The following is a 16,302-nucleotide window of genomic DNA, read 5'->3' as shown; positions in this document are numbered from 1 at the left end:
CACCTGGCCACGTACCAGCACAGCAGCAGCCACCTTGTGAAGGGCGATAAGCTGTTCGATATCGAGCCCCACGACGGCGCCATTCACACCCGCCACTTGTCGCCCACCATCAACCGATCGGCCCGTTCGGCGCCACACAAGATCAGCGGCCTAACGTCGCAGTGCCGCCACGCAACCCAGCTGCTGGGAAGATCTGAAATATAGAAAATCAATTAGATAGCAACATGCCTCGCGGCATCCAGGCATCAATTGCTATCCGCATTCGGGTGTCTGTGCCGGGCATGAAAAAGGGGAGCCAGGCTCCCCTTGTGGCACTTGCGGCGTTAGAACTTGTAGAGCCAGGAGATAGCGGTGAAGTAACCGTTATAGTTCTGGTTAACATGACCCATGCTGTACTCCTCACCGGTGTAGAGGTAGTCCACATCGTGGTAGAACTCGTAGCGCATATCCCAGCGCAGTGACTGCTTCTCGTCGAGCTGATAGAGGGCATAGCCTTCCAGACGGTGTTGCTTGCTGGTCAGGTCGGGGTAGTCATAACCCTTGCTGGCATCTGTCTGGCCACGGCCATAGGAGAAGCTGTAATCCACCCCCAGTTCCAGCGCCAAATCAAACGCCTTCTTCTGGCTTAGACCCACTCCCAGAGTAGTGATTTGGTCACGAACCCGGGTCGAATAGGGATCCCAGTCCGGGGCACCTGTGTAGGCATGGTTCTGGCTTGAGGTGATCCACTGTACGTTGCTGAAGAGATGGCCACTGAGGTTCTCATCAAACTGCTGGTTAAGGGTCAGATCGATACCGTAATCCTCCCCTTCACTGAGTCCGATGTCGGGCTCCGGGTAGTTGGCCCGTGCCCACCACCCTTCCAGCGAGGAGCTTAACTGCTCGCTGAAGGCATACTGCAGATCGCCGCGCAGTTCGAACCTGTCACGATTGGCCAGATAGAACTGGCGCAAGGTCGGGCTGACATTGGGGTTGTTATTTTTCCACTCAGAGCCATCCCGGGTGCTCCAGGAGAGTTTGCCCCCCAGTTGCAGATCGCCCACCGGGCGATAGCGACTCTTGAGGAACAATGTCTGCTCATCCGTCTTGCGACGATCCGCGTACTCCCGTTCATCGGCACGATACTGGTAACCCCCGGTTACCTTGACCGATCGACTCAGGCGGTAATCCGCTTCCAGATTGGCTTTACTGTGAGAACGATCCCCCGGCTGCCGTTGTTTGCCAATAACAACCTGCTTGTCCGAGTTGTCCTGCCGATCCCGGTATTCGCCCCCGGCCCGCAGAGTCAAATCCCGGCCAAAACGCCCCACCCATTTGGCATTGGTCTGGATGGTATCGATCTCACCGTGGAAATCGCTCTGGGTGATCGGCACCTGCCGGAAGGCGGCTAGATTGCCATCCGACGTTGTTCGGCTGCTGAGAATGCGACCGCTCAGACTCTGCCTGTCCCAGTTGTACTGGCCGGACAAACTGACCTGATGGAAGCTGTTGTCGGGTTCGTAAGCCCGCTCATTGGCATAGGGGTCGCTGGCCGAACCGAAATAGAATGCGGTCTCCTCGTTGCGATAGAGTGAGCCGTTGTAGGCCAGATCAACCAGCCAGCCTTCACCCAGGTAGCTGATGCCACTCTTGACCAGGGTGGTACTGCTGCCATCGACCAGCTTGGGTACAAAGCCCGGCATGCTGCCTATCCCCGGGATGCTGGACTGATAAGTGGCCAGCGTTGCCTCTTTTTTCTCATAAGAGAAATCGGCATAAGGGCGCCATGGGCTCTTGGGGGTATAGGCAAGCCCCATGGTCAGCTTCTTGCGGACCACCTCCTTGTCAAATTCGGCCAGAGCGCCAGCCGTCATCGGTGTATCGTCAGGGCGATAGACGCTCTTGCCATGGCTGTTCCAGTAGAAGGGGGTTTCGGAGTAGCCAATTTTGGCGCGCGCGCCATCATAGTACCCTTGCTCCAGTGCCATGCTGAAACGGCGCATTCCGAGATCCCTGGCCTCGAGTGCCCCATAACGGGATCCCTCCCCCCGATACTGCAGGTCAGCGTTGAAGATCCCCAGCATGCCGGTATCGTTGACGGCGGGCACCCAGTTGCGAAAACGGGTCGCGCCATCATCGTTGATGTAGCCTGTGCCCAGCCCCACCTCACCAAACCAGCCACTCTCGCTTTCACAGGATGCACAGCGCCAGCGTGCGGTTTTGGCCTCCTTGGCCGATTGCAGAGAGTAATCCTCGACAGCCAGCGACTCCTCGGCGGCATGGGCCGAGAAGATGGTCAGCAAGGAGAGCCAAAGTGTTGATTGTTTCATGACTTCTCTCCTCAACGTCGCAGGGACTGCCCATTCGGATGGTTGGTCCCGTGGATCTGGTTATGACAATTCAGGCAACTGCCGCCACGTACCTTGAGATCCCCCTCTGGGATGGACACGTTGGCATGGGGGGCGCTGTGACACTCCTGACACAGCTGGGGAACGCGCTTGTTGAGCAGCGCCTGATTGATGGAGCCGTGGGGGCTGTGGCACAGGGAGCAATCCTCGGTCACCGGCTCGTGCTCCCACAGGAAGGGGCCCCGCTTCTCGGCATGGCACTCGTAGCAGCTCTCGTTGACGGTCGGCTGTTTCAGACTGGCCTCATTTTGTGACTGGTGCGGGTTGTGGCAACTGGAGCAGGGCATTTCGCCATTCAGGATGGGATGACTGGTGCGCTTGTGCAGATCCGATTTCTCTGCGGCATGGCAGCTGGTGCAGGTCTCGACCTGTTTCTTGCTGTCCATCACCGGATCCTTGGCCTGGTGCAATGTGTGGCAGCTGGTACAGGAGAGATCCTCGACCGCATGAACACTGGCATGCCAGCCCATCCGGTTGGTATCGGTATGACAGGAGAGACAGACACTGTTCTGCTTCTCGACCGGCACAGGTGAATCGGGACCAAAGGTGATCATCGGCTCCCGTTTCTCTCCTTTGCGAGGATTGCGCGTGTGGTTGCCTGCCGGACCATGACAAGCTTCACACTGCCGGTCGGCCATGGGGCCATTCTGGTTGCCCAGATTGCCGTGCACACTGTGGAATATGCCGGTCGCGGGTTTGCGTGAATCTGAATCGTGGCACTTGAGGCAGGTATCAGCTCCCTTCGGGGAGTATTTTCCCTGGTCAAATTTCTTGTCCAGAGCCGATTCAATCTGGAGTCGCGGATCTGCATCGCCAGCGGGTTGCGCGGCATCGATCTTGGCCCAGGCTGACAGGCAGCTCAGGGCCAGCATGCCAGCCAATAACCACTGCGTGATGGTCTTTTTCATCTTGTTTCCTTCAACGGCGAAGGGCCAGGGGTTACCCCCTGACCGCAGGATTTCATCAACGGAAGTCGTAGACCTTGTGAACCTTGTCGACACCCTGCTCCTGCCCGACGGCATGGCAAGAGGCACACTGTTCAACACCGGTTGCGGCTTCGATCGTCTCTGCACCAAAGACGGCGCCGTTATTCTTCATGTGGGTAACCCACTCATCCCCTGCCACCGGGCTATCCGGCTTGACCAACCCCAGCGGTGATTTGAGGTGGCAGCTGGAGCAGACCACCAGCACCGGGCTGAAGTATTTGGGCTGTTTGTTGTCAGCCGTGGTGGCGACCAGAGAGGGGCGCGCGTTCTGCTGGTTGGGCAGGTTGTATTGCCCCTGGGTATGACAGGACTCGCAGTTGCTGATATAGCCCGGGAAGGTAGCACTTCCCCCATGTTTGGCGCCCAGCGCGTGGAAGGAGTGGACGTGATATTTCAGGTCCCCCGGCACCCCCGCATAGAACGAGGTACGGGTCGCGTTGTGGCAACTGGTGCACTGGCTCATATCCTTGGCCGCATGATTGCTCATGTGGACTGCCAGATCCTTGTGACAACTGTTGCAGGAAGCGAGATCCGCACCGGCCTTGAGCAGATAGCTGCTGTCGATGCCCCCTTCGGCACGGAAGTAGGCGCTGACCGGATTGATGGCGATCAGGGAGAGTGCGCTGGCAGTACTGCTGCAAGGCAGCAGATCCCCTGCGGCAAACGCCCCGTTGCGATCGGCTTTACGCGCCACACAGACTCTCAAGTCAGCGATGGTCGCAGCCAGGGTGCCGTTGACCTCGTTGCCCGTCTCTTTGCTGCACAGGAAGCGGCCTGTGCCCTGGCTGACACACTTGCTGAACTCGATCTTGTTGCCAGAGACGAAGGTCTGCGGATTGGTGGTGGCCAGCTCGAATCCCTGGCCCTGATCCCAATTGACCAGAATGGCCGGATTGCCATCTTTGACATATTTCAGCACGTCATTAACGCTCTCGGCCGGCGTACCGTCGACGGTGACGGTCAGTTCGATCTCGATATTGGGAGCGGCATAGCGAACGTCATCGAACGTGAACTGCAGCTTGTCGCGTCCAATCGCCTCGTTGGCCATGTAACCCAGGTGGACCATGTAGGGGGACTTGCTGCTGGCCGGATCAGCGCCATGGCACTGGGTGCAGACTGCGCCACTGTTTATCTTGCCAGTGATGTGAGCATCAAAACCTGTGGAGCTGGTTGAATCGGCATGACAGGCACCACACGCTTTTTCCTGGGCATGTTGCCAGTTACCGGCATTGAGGGTGGCTGGCGTGGCGTCCTTGTGACAGGTATCGCAGTTGCGCGAGTCTTGCGGGAAGTGGCTGACCGTCTTGGTATCCGTACTATCCAGATTGCCATGGTACTTGTGCACTATGGTCGTCAGAGAGCGGCGGGTAGCAATGGCCGGATTGCTCTCGTTGTGACAGGTGACACAGAGTTTGGGGTCAGCGCGATCCGCGTGTTTGATCGCTTGCTTCATGTGACAACTGTTACAACTGCTCTGATCCACGATATCCCGGGTCAAAGCGGCGCGCGTCCCAGCCGGCACCCAGTCCAGCACATAGTTGGTGACGGGGACATTGTTACTGCCACCAAAAAAGATACCCACACGATGAGTCGCCGTTTCATCCCAACTAATCACGCCATTGTTGCTCTGTGAATCAGCAGGATAGGGATCCGGCACTGTGGTGGGGTTAATAGCAAAGGTGTAGCGATATTGCCCATTGCCCAGTGACTCCAGCTTGCCGCTGTTTTCACTGGTGGCTTTGCCGGAACGGTAGATAAAACTCTTCCAGATGGCCGGGTCTTCACGTGTGGCATCGCGGCCGGGGATCACCTTGTTGAGGGTGAATGAGGGGATCGTAGCGCCCAGGTCGTAACCCGAGCCCTGTTTGTCCGTCACGTTGAACTGTACCGAGAGCTGACCATCCGGGGTGAGAACCGGTGTCGACGCCGAGATAATCAGAGATCCAGGGGTTCCTGGAGGAGGGGTGGGTGGCTCACTCTTATCACTGCCATCCCCCCCGCCACCACAGGCCGAGAGGGTGAGCACCATTGCAGCTGCCACCAGCGCTTTCCAGTATTTCATCTTGTTTATCCTTTTTTATCGGATTTTTTATTTCATGTATGAGCTGTCTCAGAAAAGTCCCAAAAACATGCAACATTGAAGCCTTTTGAGCCCCACCTTGGTCAAAAACCATTTCCACCCAAATTATAAGGTTTATGTGGCTCTCGACGTTGACAGAAGTCTCAAAAGCGGGACTGAGCCCACTTTTTCGAATAAAAAAACGGTATAAGCTGTCTTTTTCGATTTTTATGTCAAAGGGAGTGCAAAATGAAGCGAAGCATGAAATGGGAAGTGGTGGGGTTATCTCTGTTGATTGGTTCAATTGGGCCAGCCTTTGCCGGGGTCGACGAGATGGCCAAAACATGTAACGCATGTCACGGTAATCAGGGGATCAGCTCACATACAGATATTCCGACAATCGCCGGAATAGCAGAATCTAATCTTGCGGAGCAGATGCGAAGCTACCTAGATGGCCGCCCTGCTAAGACCGTTAATCATGTCACCGGTGACACCAGCAAACAGGGAAACATGACCGACATTGTTAAGGGTCTTAGCGACGATCAGATCGACGAATTGGCAGCTTACTATGCCGAACTGCCCTACCAGCCGATGAAGCAGCCGTTCGATGCCGCACTGGCCAAAGCAGGACAAAAACTGCATGAGGAGTCAGGTTGCAAGAAGTGTCACTCCGAAGGTGGCTCCGTTGCCGACGATGAAGCCTCCATCCTCTCCGGTCAGCCAAAAGGTTACATACTGATGGCCCTGCAAGAGTTCAAGGCCGGCAAGCGCAGCAATGACGAGAAGATGAATAACGCCATCATTGCCATGAGTGATGCCGATCTCCAGGCGTTGGCCGAGTACTACGCCAGCCAGCAATAACCAAAGCGGTCAGGTTTATCCATTGATCAAGCCCCCACTCTGTCGTGGGTGGGGGACTCTTGCCCGTTTCTGGCATTTTGGGAGGTATTTGTCGCTCTTTTTCTTGTCAGGGGGTGGATAACGCCGCTGAACCTCTTTGATCCGGAGTCCAGTATGAAAAAAATAATGCAGTGGGCCTTGCTTGCCACGATCTGTCTGGGTGCAAGCGAGTTTGCCCTCGCAGCGACCGCCGTCGAACCAGCGTCTGCTGCCGTCAGCACTGTGGCCGATAGCAGTGCCGCCGATGCACTGGCCGCACGCCAGGCCAAAGCCGCGAAGAAAGCCGCAGCCGAGAAAAAAGCGGCCGCCCGTTTCGCCAAGTGTGACAAGTGCCACGACGGAAACGAGGGGATGCATGGCAAGCATGCCAGCGTCACCAACCCCAATACCAATGAAGCGGTGACCTGTACCAACTGTCACGGCAACCCGTCAGCCCAGCACCGCAAACAGCGTGGTGGCATTGTCGACGTGATGCGCTTTGGCGACGATGCCTTCCCGCTCAGCCAGCAAAACGGCGTCTGCATGAGCTGCCATGAGCCCGACGATCTGCGCAAGGCGCTGTGGGCTCACGACGTGCATGCGACTCGCGTGACCTGCACCAGCTGCCATCAGTTGCACCCGGCCAAAGAGCCCATGGTCGGCATCCCCGAGAAGGCCCGCATCAAGCTGTGCGTCGACTGCCACAGCAAGCAGCATGAGGCCAGGCAGCAAGCCGCGGCCAAGGAGGGCGCATGAGCACGACCCGTCGCGAGTTTATGGTGGGGATGAGTGCCAGCGCCTTGATCCTGATGACGGGGTCGCCCCGCGCCCTGGCCAACAGCATGACCATCGGGGGGGTACGCTACGGCATGATCCACGATGAGACCGCCTGCATCGGTTGTACCGCCTGCATGGATGCCTGCCGGGAAGTCAATCAGGTGCCACAAGGGGTAGCCCGCCTGCAGATCCTGCGCTCCGGCCCTGTGGGTGAATATCCGGATCAGGAGTACCGGTTTTTCCGCAAGTCCTGCCAGCACTGTGATAACGCCCCCTGTGTGCATGTCTGCCCGACGGGTGCATCCCATATCCGGGCCGAGGATGGCATCGTCGACATCAACCCCGATCTCTGTGTCGGCTGCCGCTACTGTCTGGCGGCCTGCCCTTATCAGGTACGCTTTATCAACCCGGTCACCCGCATTGCCGACAAGTGCGACTTTTGCCGCAAAACCAATCTGGCCAACGGCAAGCAACCCGCCTGTGTCGAAGCCTGCCCTACCAAGGCGCTGGTGTTCGGCAATCTGGATGATCCTCACAGCCCGATCGCCAGACGGCTGGTGCATGAAACCACCTATCGCTACAAACAGTTCCTCGGCACCTCGCCCAAGATGTATCGGGTACCGAAAGGGGAGGTAAAATCATGAGTCCTCATAACCCGCATCATGACGGTATCCCTCTGCAGATGGTGAGTAGCGAAACGGGAGGTATGTACCATGTGGCATAACGCATTTCACTTCGACTCACTGGTCTGGGATGGTCCCATCGCCATCTACCTCTTTCTGCTGGGGATCTCCGCCGGTTCAGTCACCCTCTCGGTGCTGTTGCGCCAGCGCGGGGCCGGCAGCGAGAGCGGCATCATCAGGGCGACCGCCATTCTGGCCCCGCTCAGCGTGATACTGGGGCTGCTGATCCTCATCTTCCACCTGGCTCGTCCCTGGACCTTCTGGAAGCTGATGTTCCACTATCAGTTCGATTCCGTGATGTCGATGGGGGTCATGCTGTTTCAGGTCTATATGACGGTGTTGTTTGCCTGGCTGGCGGTGGTCTTCAGAGCCGAGATCGAGGGGTTGCGGCGGCACCTGCTGGCGGACAGGTTCGCCTTCATCGATACCCTGATAGGCAAGATGGCACAGATCGAGCGACTGCTTACTCCCCTGTTGTTGTTGCTGGCCGTACTGCTGGGGGCCTATACCGGCTTCCTGCTCTCGGCGCTCAAGACCTACCCCATGCTCAATAACCCGATCCTGCCGGCGCTGTTTCTGGTATCCGGTATCAGCTCAGGGGTCGCCTCCACCATCTTGCTGGCGGTGACTCTGTTCAAGGAGAGCAGCCATAGCAAGGGGGTGAGCTTTGTGCACCGCTTCGAGCGTCCCATGGTGGCTATCGAGATCTTCTTGCTGGTCTGCTTCTTCACCGGCCTCTACTTCGGTGGCGGCCAGCGGGAGGCAGCGATGTGGGCGGCCATAGGCGGCGGCTTCTGGTCGCAGATCTTCTGGTTTGGCGTGATTGGCATCGGCATCCTGCTTCCCCAACTGTTGGGGCTGTTCAGCTCGCCAGCTCGCCAGCACCAGCGCTCCCACCTGGTGCTGGTCTGCAGCCTGAGCCTGGTGGGGATCTTGCTGCTGCGCTACTTCATCCTCTATGCCGGTCAGATGACGGTGCTGTAACATTGCTGCGTGGATGGGCCAGAGATGTGTTTAGTCCTTACACAGGCTTACACATTTTCGGCTCGTTCTTCTCCACGCAGACTCCCCAACCTTCTCGGCATCCACCATGGGGCCAAAGGCCGGATAAACAACAAGCGCCCAGCCGGGCGCTTGTCGTAGTTATCGTGATGACCGGATTCAGGGTGTTGGGCAGGCGCTTGGCGAGCCGCTGTTGCGGGGCCAGAGGGTGGATCCGTCGCTTTCAGAGAGCGGCAGGAATGTGACGCCTTCGCTCATGTTGGCAGGGGGCAGGTCATCCTCCAGCACATACATCCCCATCGGCAGGCTGCCATAACGCTGGTTGGCCTGCACCTGAGCGACCGCGAGGCTTGAGTAACGCAGGCCGAGCAGATCGAAATGATTGCGCCAGTCCCAACCGGTGAGCCGACTGAGTGCAACCAGCATAAAGTCATTGCCCGGTATGTCGCGCACCCGTTTGCCGCCATAGACCGCATGCCCCGAGTAGGGGAACAGGCTAAAGCCGAGCCTATCCTTGTTGGCATTCCACTGCGCTTCACTGTCGGCTGCCGCGCCGAAGATCCGTGAATGCTGATAGAGCAGGGTGAAGATAGTGAAGCCATCGTTCAGCCGGGTGCCATCAGTCAGGAGCATACGGTGGGCGCGTAATGCCATCTGGATATAAAACGCCATGCGATAGCCGTTGTGGACGGCGTAGGCATTGCTCTTCCAGGGGGCTTCGTAGCGACTCTCGCCGGTATCGAGCACCTTGCAGTTGGCCCCGAGCACGAGGCGGTTGCCACTCCTGTCCCTTACCTGCGCCGCATCAGACATGAACACATAGAAGAGATCCTTGTGATTCATGTGTCCATCCTTGATGGGCGCCGTGTTGCCATCTCTCAGATAATGGGCGCGCCACTTCACCACATAAGGGAAGATGTTGTTGGAGTTTTCCCCCGCCCGGCTGCCGTAGCCACTCCAGTTGTCGGCATCGCCTGCCGCAGCGTACTGCACGTTCAACCGGTTGGTCTGCAGGTTGTGGCCCAGTTCGTGATTGTCGAGCCAGCCGGTCGGGCTGATGCTGCCGGAAGAGTCCCACGGGTTGCCGCTGCAACCGCTGCCGCAATGGGCATTCTGGTCATAGTTGGCATGCTGGATGATGGTGCGGGTATGGAGCGATTCATCGAGACACCCCTCCCCCAACAGTGCCACGCAGGCGTTTTTAACATCCGCAGGCAGCGACTCATCGAGCCCCTTGCCCTGAATTTTCAGGCCCGCCAGGGTGTAGACACCATTGATGTGATCCCGGGCGATGCTGTCGAGCAGGGCATTGGTGTCGGGGATGACGCCCCCCACCGCCTTGGTGAAGCGATCCCGGCGCAGATGCTGTTCTGCGCCATCGGCCCGCAGATCGATATGGGGCAGCTCGGTTTGTTCCAGCCGCTCGTTGAACTCGCGGATCTGCTGCTCATCACTGAAATCCATGATGGCCGGATGACGGGTGACGCCCGTGGCGCTCACCTGGACGGCCAGCGATGCAGCCGCCCCTTCCAGATAGAGGTAGATAGGGCCGCCATAGGGCGAGGTGAAGGTGACGCGGCCCCCCTTGGCCAAGATCAGTCGTCCGGTGGTCAGCTCCAGCGGGGCTCGATAGATCTTCTGCTCATAGGCGCGATTGGTGTTGGGCCTGTGGTAGTTGAGTCGGACGGTAGCGGACACATCGGCGTTATCGGTGCGTCTCAGGGTGATGGTTTGTCCCGGCAGGGCATACCAGCCGGTGGTGGTCCACTGCCCGCTGTAGGGAACCGCAATGCGCCGACTGTCGGTGAGCGTTGCGGGATAGGCATAGTGAGCCGCTTGTCCCTTCACTACCTTGCTGCGATCGGTGACGTACTCCCCCAGATCGGGTTGGGCCGGGGTACGAGTGCGGGCATAGCTCACCAGCCAGTCGGCAAACATCGCCTGCTGCCAGGATTGATGCTCATCCCAGGCGATGGGGTAGTCGATGGCGGCACGGTATTTGTCGGCCAGCAGCAGGGTGGCGGGCAGCAGTGTCGCGCCCTCACGGGCAAAGGGGCTGATCCCGGCCTTGTCGAGGGTGATGGCCCCATTTCTTAGCCAGTCGGCCCCCTGCTTGAACTGCTGGTTGAAGCTCTCCGAGCCACCGCAATTGATAAAGTTGCCGCCGCAGCTATCGAGCCACTGGGTCGTGAAGTTGCGATCCTGAAGGTTGCCAAGCAGGGTATCGACCGCCATCAGCTGGGGGTCGGGTGCCATGATGGAGGTCACTGCCAGATCACTTGCTCTGAGTTTTGACCAGTAGTTGCCCCAGGTGACCAGCCCCATATCGAGATAGAGGGGGCTTAGCAGCGGGCTGGCATCGCGCCGATAGTTGGAGAGCAGCAGCGGGATCCCGGCCGCTTTGGCCTTGGCAATCCCCTGTGCGATCCCCTGATACCCCAGCCCCTGGCGGTCGATATCGCTGATCACGATAAGCTCCGGCGCCATGGTGTCGATACAGTCGCTCAGCGCCTGATAATCGCAGGTATTGGCCGGGTTGATGCTGTGCTTGTCGGGATAGATCGCCTTGAGCCAGTCCCGCATGCCTTCGTTATGGGGAAAATAGACGCTATCGGCGCGACTAGGCATCTGGGTGGTGAGGATGCGCAGGCCATCGCTATCCTTGCCCCGGGTCAGCCAGCCAATCAGCCCCTTGAGCAGCGCCTCGCTCTGTGGGGTGCGGTCAACGGAAAACAGGTTAGCCCCCATGGCAGCCTGACGGTAATCGGCTTGCTCGGAGACCATCACCAGCCCCCGGATCTCGCTCTCCCCTTTGCCATTGATGTTGGAGGGGAGCAGGGTCACCGTGCTCTCAGGCTGGAAGCTGGAAAAGGTGATGGAGTCGTGGCTCGGGTTCCAGCTGATCTGTGCCATTCCCTGATAGAGGCTGCGAACCAGTTCGGTGCGGTGCGCCTCACTGTCGGCAATCGTCGCACGGGCATGGGCGTTCAGGGATTGCTCGCTGGCAAGGGTATGATCTTCCCGGGCAATCGCATTGGCGGCATCGCTGATAAAGCGGGCCGAGATCTGACAATCGGCGCGCATGGGTGCTGTGGTGTAGGTGTTGCCCGTCAGGGTGCCTTCACACCCTGTGATGTTTGCCAACACGAAGCCACTCTCGGGCTGCACGGTGAAACGCCCCTGTTCACCCGCATTCAGGCGCAGGTAGTCGGGACTGACCGCGCCTCCCAGAGAAGCTTGGGTGGTGACGTTGAAATAGACGGCTGCACTCTCCTGCGTGAAGCTGGCCGAGATCTGGCAATCGCTGCGCATGGGGCCAGTGGTATAGGTGAGGCCGTCCAGGGTGCCATCACAGCCGCTTATCTCGGTCAGGAGGTAACCGCTGTCAGCCTGTACCGAGAAGCGCCCCTGTTCACCCGCCGCCAACCGCAGGCTGGTGGGGTTCAACTGTCCGCCCGCGCTGCTCTGGCTGGATGCCTCGAAATAATTGGGGGTGACAGGGGGGCGGATAGGGGTCTCTTCCTGTTCGCCATCACCGCCGCCACAGCCTGTGATCAACAGCGCCAGTAAGGGGGTGAGAACCGTCTTTTTCATTGTTTGATACGTTCCTTGTGTTACGACGGGTGGGAGGAGTCGGTAGTCTAATGAGCGGTTTCGTTTATTTCAACGCTGATTGAATGGTTAATTATCTTTATTTTCAGCACCTTGCATGCTTTTTGGTCGATTGCTGCCCTTGCTGGCGCAGCAGAACCGGTACAGATGGGCCGAACAGCCCATAGGCATACCCGAACTCGCCGTTCTACGTCGGTTCACCGGGTTTACAGGGGGGCGCCGGGCCGCAGGTTTTACCTGCAACCCGCACAGGGGGGATGTCAGACGGATGGATGAGCGGCGGGGTCGATCGTTGCCAGCGCCCGCATCTCCAGCTGCTGCTCGCCGGGGCGACAGACCAGCACCGAGCCTTGCTCGAACCAGTCCCCCAGCACGATGCGCCGCGCGGGCTGGCCATCGAGGATGAAGTCGTGGATGGAGGGTCTGTGGGTGTGGCCGTGGATCATCATCCGGCAGTCTTGCTGGCGCAGCATCTCGTCCACCGCCGCGGGCGTTACATCCATGATGATCTGGCTCTTGTGGGCATTTTCCATCTGGCTTTGGCCGCGCATCTTGCAGGCGATGGCCTGACGGCGGGCGAGCGGCAGCCGCAAAAAGAGCCAGCGCAGCCACTTGAGCTGGGTGATGCGACGAAACTTCTGATACCCCTCATCCAGGGTGCAGAGCAGATCGCCGTGGCTCAGCACTACCCGCTCCCCATAGAGGTCGATCACGCAAGGGTCACCCAGCAGGGTCATCCCCGCGCACTTGGCAAACTGCTGGCCCAGCAGAAAGTCGCGGTTGCCGTGGATAAAGTAGATGGGCACGTTCTGCTGGCTCAGGGCCAAAAAGGCATCGGCCATCTGTTGATGGAGCGGATTGGGGTCATCATCGCCAATCCAGAATTCGAAGAGATCCCCCAGCACATAGAGGGCATCGGCGCCGGGGGCGTCGTGCTCGAGAAAGCGCACCAGTGCCGCGGTCATATCGGGCCGCTGGGCAGAGAGGTGAATGTCACTGATAAAGAGGGTGCTCATGATGTGGGGATCGGGCTCTCGGTCGAAACAGGGCAAACAGGGGTGGCAGAGGTAGTAGATACAACTGGGGACGAATAGTGCGCTGCGGGCGCCATCGCGCTAGTTGAGGTATGGATATCGTCACGGGATGGCGGCTGCCATGACAGCTCGGCCAGATTGCATCCCTCCAGCGTCAGCAGCGCTTCATAAGGATCGCCCTCCAGCCCCAGCAACCGGCACATGGCCGCCTCCCCTTTTAGTCCCTCTTCAAGGCGCAGACGTAGCACGTCACGGTAGAAGGCATCACCAAAACGCTCTAGCAGGGCCGCCATCAAGGTGAGGTGGCGCCAGCCGTTCTGCATCTCGATGGGAGCTGGGGTGACATAGAGCTCCAGTAGCCAGCAGGCATCGCTCTTGTAGCAATCGCTATCGATACTCTTCTGCTCGAGGCAGGAAAAGGTGCGCTCCAGCAGCCAGACATTGTCGCCTTTGTCGCTCGCCTGCCAGCCTTGCTCTGCAAAAGTAGCGGCAAACTCGGCGGGATCTGGATGCTGGCAGAGGATATCGAGATCGCTGCCCGGCCGATCCAGGCCGATGGCGAGCGTGCTCACCAGTGCCATATCGGCGCACTGCGCGGCCAGCTCATCCCACACACCGGCGGTGAGCAGGGCATGGGCCGAGCGCTGGCGCGGGTTGCCGTGGGCCAGATAGTCGAGGCGGCGCCAGTTTGGGCTGGCAGTTGGGGAGGCAGATGGAAAAACTGCGGCCGGGGCCGCAGTTTTGTCAGTGCCGAGTCGGCAGAGATCAGTCAGCAAGGGTCACCTTGGTGATCACCACGTCTTCTACCGGCACGTCCTGGTGGATGCGGCCGTAGTTACCGGTCTTGACGCCCTTGATCTTGTTGACCACGTCCATACCGGCAGTCACTTCACCGAATACGCAGTAGCCGAAACCCTGGGTGGTAGCGGATTTGAAGTCGAGGAAGTCGTTGTTGTTCACGTTGATGAAGAACTGGGCGCTGGCAGAGTGCGGCTCCATGGTGCGGGCCATGGCGATGGTGCCGATCTTGTTGGAGAGACCGTTGGCCGCTTCGTTCTTGATGGGAGCGCGAGTGTCTTTCTCTTCAAAGCCCGGGGCATAGCCGCCGCCCTGGATCATGAAGCCGTCGATGACGCGGTGGAAAATGGTGTTGTCGTAGTGACCGTCACGGCAGTATTGCAGGAAGTTGGCCACGGTTTCCGGGGCTTTTTCAGCGTTCAGGGTGAGGGTGATGTCGCCGTGATTGGTGTGCAGAGTGACCATGATATGTCCTTTCATTTGATGCGGACGACGAAGTGCCCGCAGGTGTATGGCATAAAGTGGTGGCAATTCTAGCCCATCAGGGGCTGGCGGCATAGTCTCTCTGGCGCCGTAACCGTGCTGGCAGGCGGGATTGGCTACGTTTTCTGCCTCGTTTTCTGCCCCTGAACGGGGTATTATGACCAACCATTTTACTCACAGGCAGTGGTTAGAAGATGCTGAAGATATACAACACACTCACTCGTCAAAAAGAAGAATTCAAACCTATCCACCCGGGCAAGGTGGGCATGTATGTGTGTGGTGTCACCATCTACGATCACTGTCATATCGGCCACGGCCGCACCTTCGTCGCCTTTGATGTGGTCGCTCGCTACCTGCGTTACGCCGGTTATGACCTCACCTACGTGCGCAACATCACCGACGTGGATGACAAGATCATCAAGCGTGCCGCTGAAACCCGCGTCACCTGCGACGAGCTGACCGAGCGTCTGATTGGCGACATGCACGCCGACTTCGACGCCCTCGGCATGGTGCGCCCGGATATCGAACCGCGTGCCACCCAGCACATCGAAGAGATCATCGAGCTGGTGCAATCCCTGCTGGATAAAGAGCACGCCTATGTGGCCGATAACGGCGACGTGATGTTTATCGTCGAATCCTACGCCGACTACGGCAAGCTCTCCGGTCAGGATCTGGAGCAACTGCAAGCCGGTGCCCGCGTTGACGTGGTCGATGCCAAGCGCAACCCGCTCGACTTCGTGCTGTGGAAGATGTCCAAACCGGGCGAGCCGACCTGGGAAAGCCCCTGGGGTCCGGGCCGTCCTGGCTGGCACATCGAGTGCTCCGCCATGAACTCCAAGCACCTTGGCAACCACTTCGACATCCACGGCGGCGGCTCCGATCTGCAGTTCCCGCACCACGAGAACGAGATCGCCCAGTCCTGCTGCGCCCACGGTGGCGACTACGTCAACACCTGGATGCACAGCGGCATGGTGATGGTGGATAAAGAGAAGATGTCCAAATCCCTTGGCAACTTCTTCACCATCCGCGATGTGCTGGCCCACTACGACGCCGAAACCGTCCGTTACTTCCTGATGTCTGGCCACTACCGCAGCCAGCTCAACTACTCGGAAGATAACCTGAAGCAAGCCCGCGCCGCGCTGGAGCGCATGTACACCGCTCTGCGCGATCTGCCGGTAGCCGCTGCTGCCGGTGGTGACGAGCAGGTGGCTCGCTTCGTTGATGCGATGGACGACGACTTCAACACCCCGGAAGCCTACTCCGCCCTGTTCGATCTGGTGCGCGAGATCAACCGCCAGAAGGGCGAGGACATGGCCGTTGCCGCCGCGCTGGGCGCCCGTCTGCGCGAGCTGGGCGCCGTGCTCGGCATCCTGCAGCAAGACCCTGAGGCTTTCTTGAAGGGTGATGAAGCGGACGAAGAGGTTGCCGAGATCGAGCGCCTGATCGCCGAGCGCAATCAGGCCCGTGCCGACAAGAACTGGGCTGCGGCGGATGCCGCCCGCAACCGTCTCACCGAGATGGGCATAGTGCTGGAAGACAGCGCCGGCAAGACCAGCTGGCGCCGTGCCTAAGGGCCGCCGGTTGACGATCTGACGCAGAGCG

Annotated in this window: 12 protein-coding genes; 5 read left to right on the top strand and 7 right to left on the bottom strand. The window is 59.0% G+C overall.

Translation table 11 applies throughout. The annotated features are described in order from the left end of the window. Positions 1 to 323: 323 nt before the first annotated feature. The 3 genes from G5533_RS04865 to G5533_RS04855 are packed head-to-tail and all read right to left on the bottom strand — an operon-like array spanning position 324 to position 5,435. Positions 324 to 2,309, bottom strand: a complete 1,986-nt coding sequence (locus G5533_RS04865; RefSeq protein ID WP_421262827.1) for an MtrB/PioB family decaheme-associated outer membrane protein — start codon at positions 2,307 to 2,309, stop codon at positions 324 to 326. Between the two features lie 11 nt (positions 2,310 to 2,320). Continuing rightward, the gene (locus G5533_RS04860) at positions 2,321 to 3,295 is read right to left on the bottom strand and encodes a DmsE family decaheme c-type cytochrome (protein WP_421251570.1); all 975 of its coding nucleotides are present in this window, start codon (positions 3,293 to 3,295) and stop codon (positions 2,321 to 2,323) included. A gap of 55 nt (positions 3,296 to 3,350) precedes the next feature. Next, entirely contained in the window at positions 3,351 to 5,435 is a 2,085-nt protein-coding gene (locus tag G5533_RS04855) for an OmcA/MtrC family decaheme c-type cytochrome (RefSeq protein ID WP_441254570.1), read from the bottom strand. A 246-nt stretch (positions 5,436 to 5,681) separates the two neighbouring features. Here G5533_RS04855 and pdsA point away from each other — a divergent pair, with 246 nt between their 5' ends. The 4 genes from pdsA (at position 5,682) to nrfD (ending at position 8,755) form a co-directional block, all read left to right on the top strand. Continuing rightward, a complete protein-coding gene (gene pdsA, locus G5533_RS04850) occupies positions 5,682 to 6,293 on the top strand; it encodes a periplasmic diheme shuttle PdsA (protein ID WP_216953317.1) in 612 nt (203 codons plus the stop codon). Between the two features lie 153 nt (positions 6,294 to 6,446). Continuing rightward, entirely contained in the window at positions 6,447 to 7,067 is a 621-nt protein-coding gene (nrfB, locus tag G5533_RS04845) for a cytochrome c nitrite reductase pentaheme subunit (RefSeq protein ID WP_005346804.1), read from the top strand. After that, positions 7,064 to 7,732: an Nrf-like electron transfer protein NetC gene (netC, locus tag G5533_RS04840; RefSeq protein ID WP_216953315.1), complete on the top strand. Its 669-nt coding sequence runs from the start codon at positions 7,064 to 7,066 to the stop codon at positions 7,730 to 7,732. The genes nrfB and netC overlap by 4 nt, the downstream gene beginning before the upstream one ends. A 69-nt stretch (positions 7,733 to 7,801) precedes the next feature. Continuing rightward, a complete protein-coding gene (nrfD, locus tag G5533_RS04835; RefSeq protein ID WP_441254569.1) occupies positions 7,802 to 8,755 on the top strand; it encodes a cytochrome c nitrite reductase subunit NrfD in 954 nt (317 codons plus the stop codon). Between the two features lie 177 nt (positions 8,756 to 8,932). Here nrfD and G5533_RS04830 read toward each other — a convergent pair whose 3' ends face one another. The 4 genes from G5533_RS04830 to G5533_RS04815 form a co-directional block, all read right to left on the bottom strand. Further along, entirely contained in the window at positions 8,933 to 12,367 is a 3,435-nt protein-coding gene (locus G5533_RS04830) for an ImpA family metalloprotease (RefSeq protein ID WP_441254568.1), read from the bottom strand. 278 nt (positions 12,368 to 12,645) lie between these two features. After that, positions 12,646 to 13,401, bottom strand: a complete 756-nt coding sequence (lpxH, locus tag G5533_RS04825; RefSeq protein WP_441254567.1) for a UDP-2,3-diacylglucosamine diphosphatase — start codon at positions 13,399 to 13,401, stop codon at positions 12,646 to 12,648. Beyond that, positions 13,398 to 14,195 (bottom strand): DUF4269 domain-containing protein, encoded by a 798-nt coding sequence (locus G5533_RS04820; protein ID WP_441254566.1) that lies wholly within the window; start codon positions 14,193 to 14,195, stop codon positions 13,398 to 13,400. The genes lpxH and G5533_RS04820 overlap by 4 nt, the downstream gene beginning before the upstream one ends. Continuing rightward, a complete protein-coding gene (locus G5533_RS04815; RefSeq protein WP_005337417.1) occupies positions 14,185 to 14,682 on the bottom strand; it encodes a peptidylprolyl isomerase in 498 nt (165 codons plus the stop codon). The genes G5533_RS04820 and G5533_RS04815 overlap by 11 nt, the downstream gene beginning before the upstream one ends. A gap of 212 nt (positions 14,683 to 14,894) precedes the next feature. On the opposite strand from G5533_RS04815, the gene cysS reads away from it, so the two are divergent. Further along, a complete protein-coding gene (gene cysS / locus G5533_RS04810; RefSeq protein WP_216953310.1) occupies positions 14,895 to 16,271 on the top strand; it encodes a cysteine--tRNA ligase in 1,377 nt (458 codons plus the stop codon). Positions 16,272 to 16,302: the final 31 nt, after the last annotated feature.

The organism is Aeromonas sp. A600620, from assembly GCF_029479985.1.
GTDB lineage: Bacteria > Pseudomonadota > Gammaproteobacteria > Enterobacterales > Aeromonadaceae > Aeromonas > Aeromonas veronii_A.
This window is presented reverse-complemented; position numbering and strand designations above follow the sequence as displayed.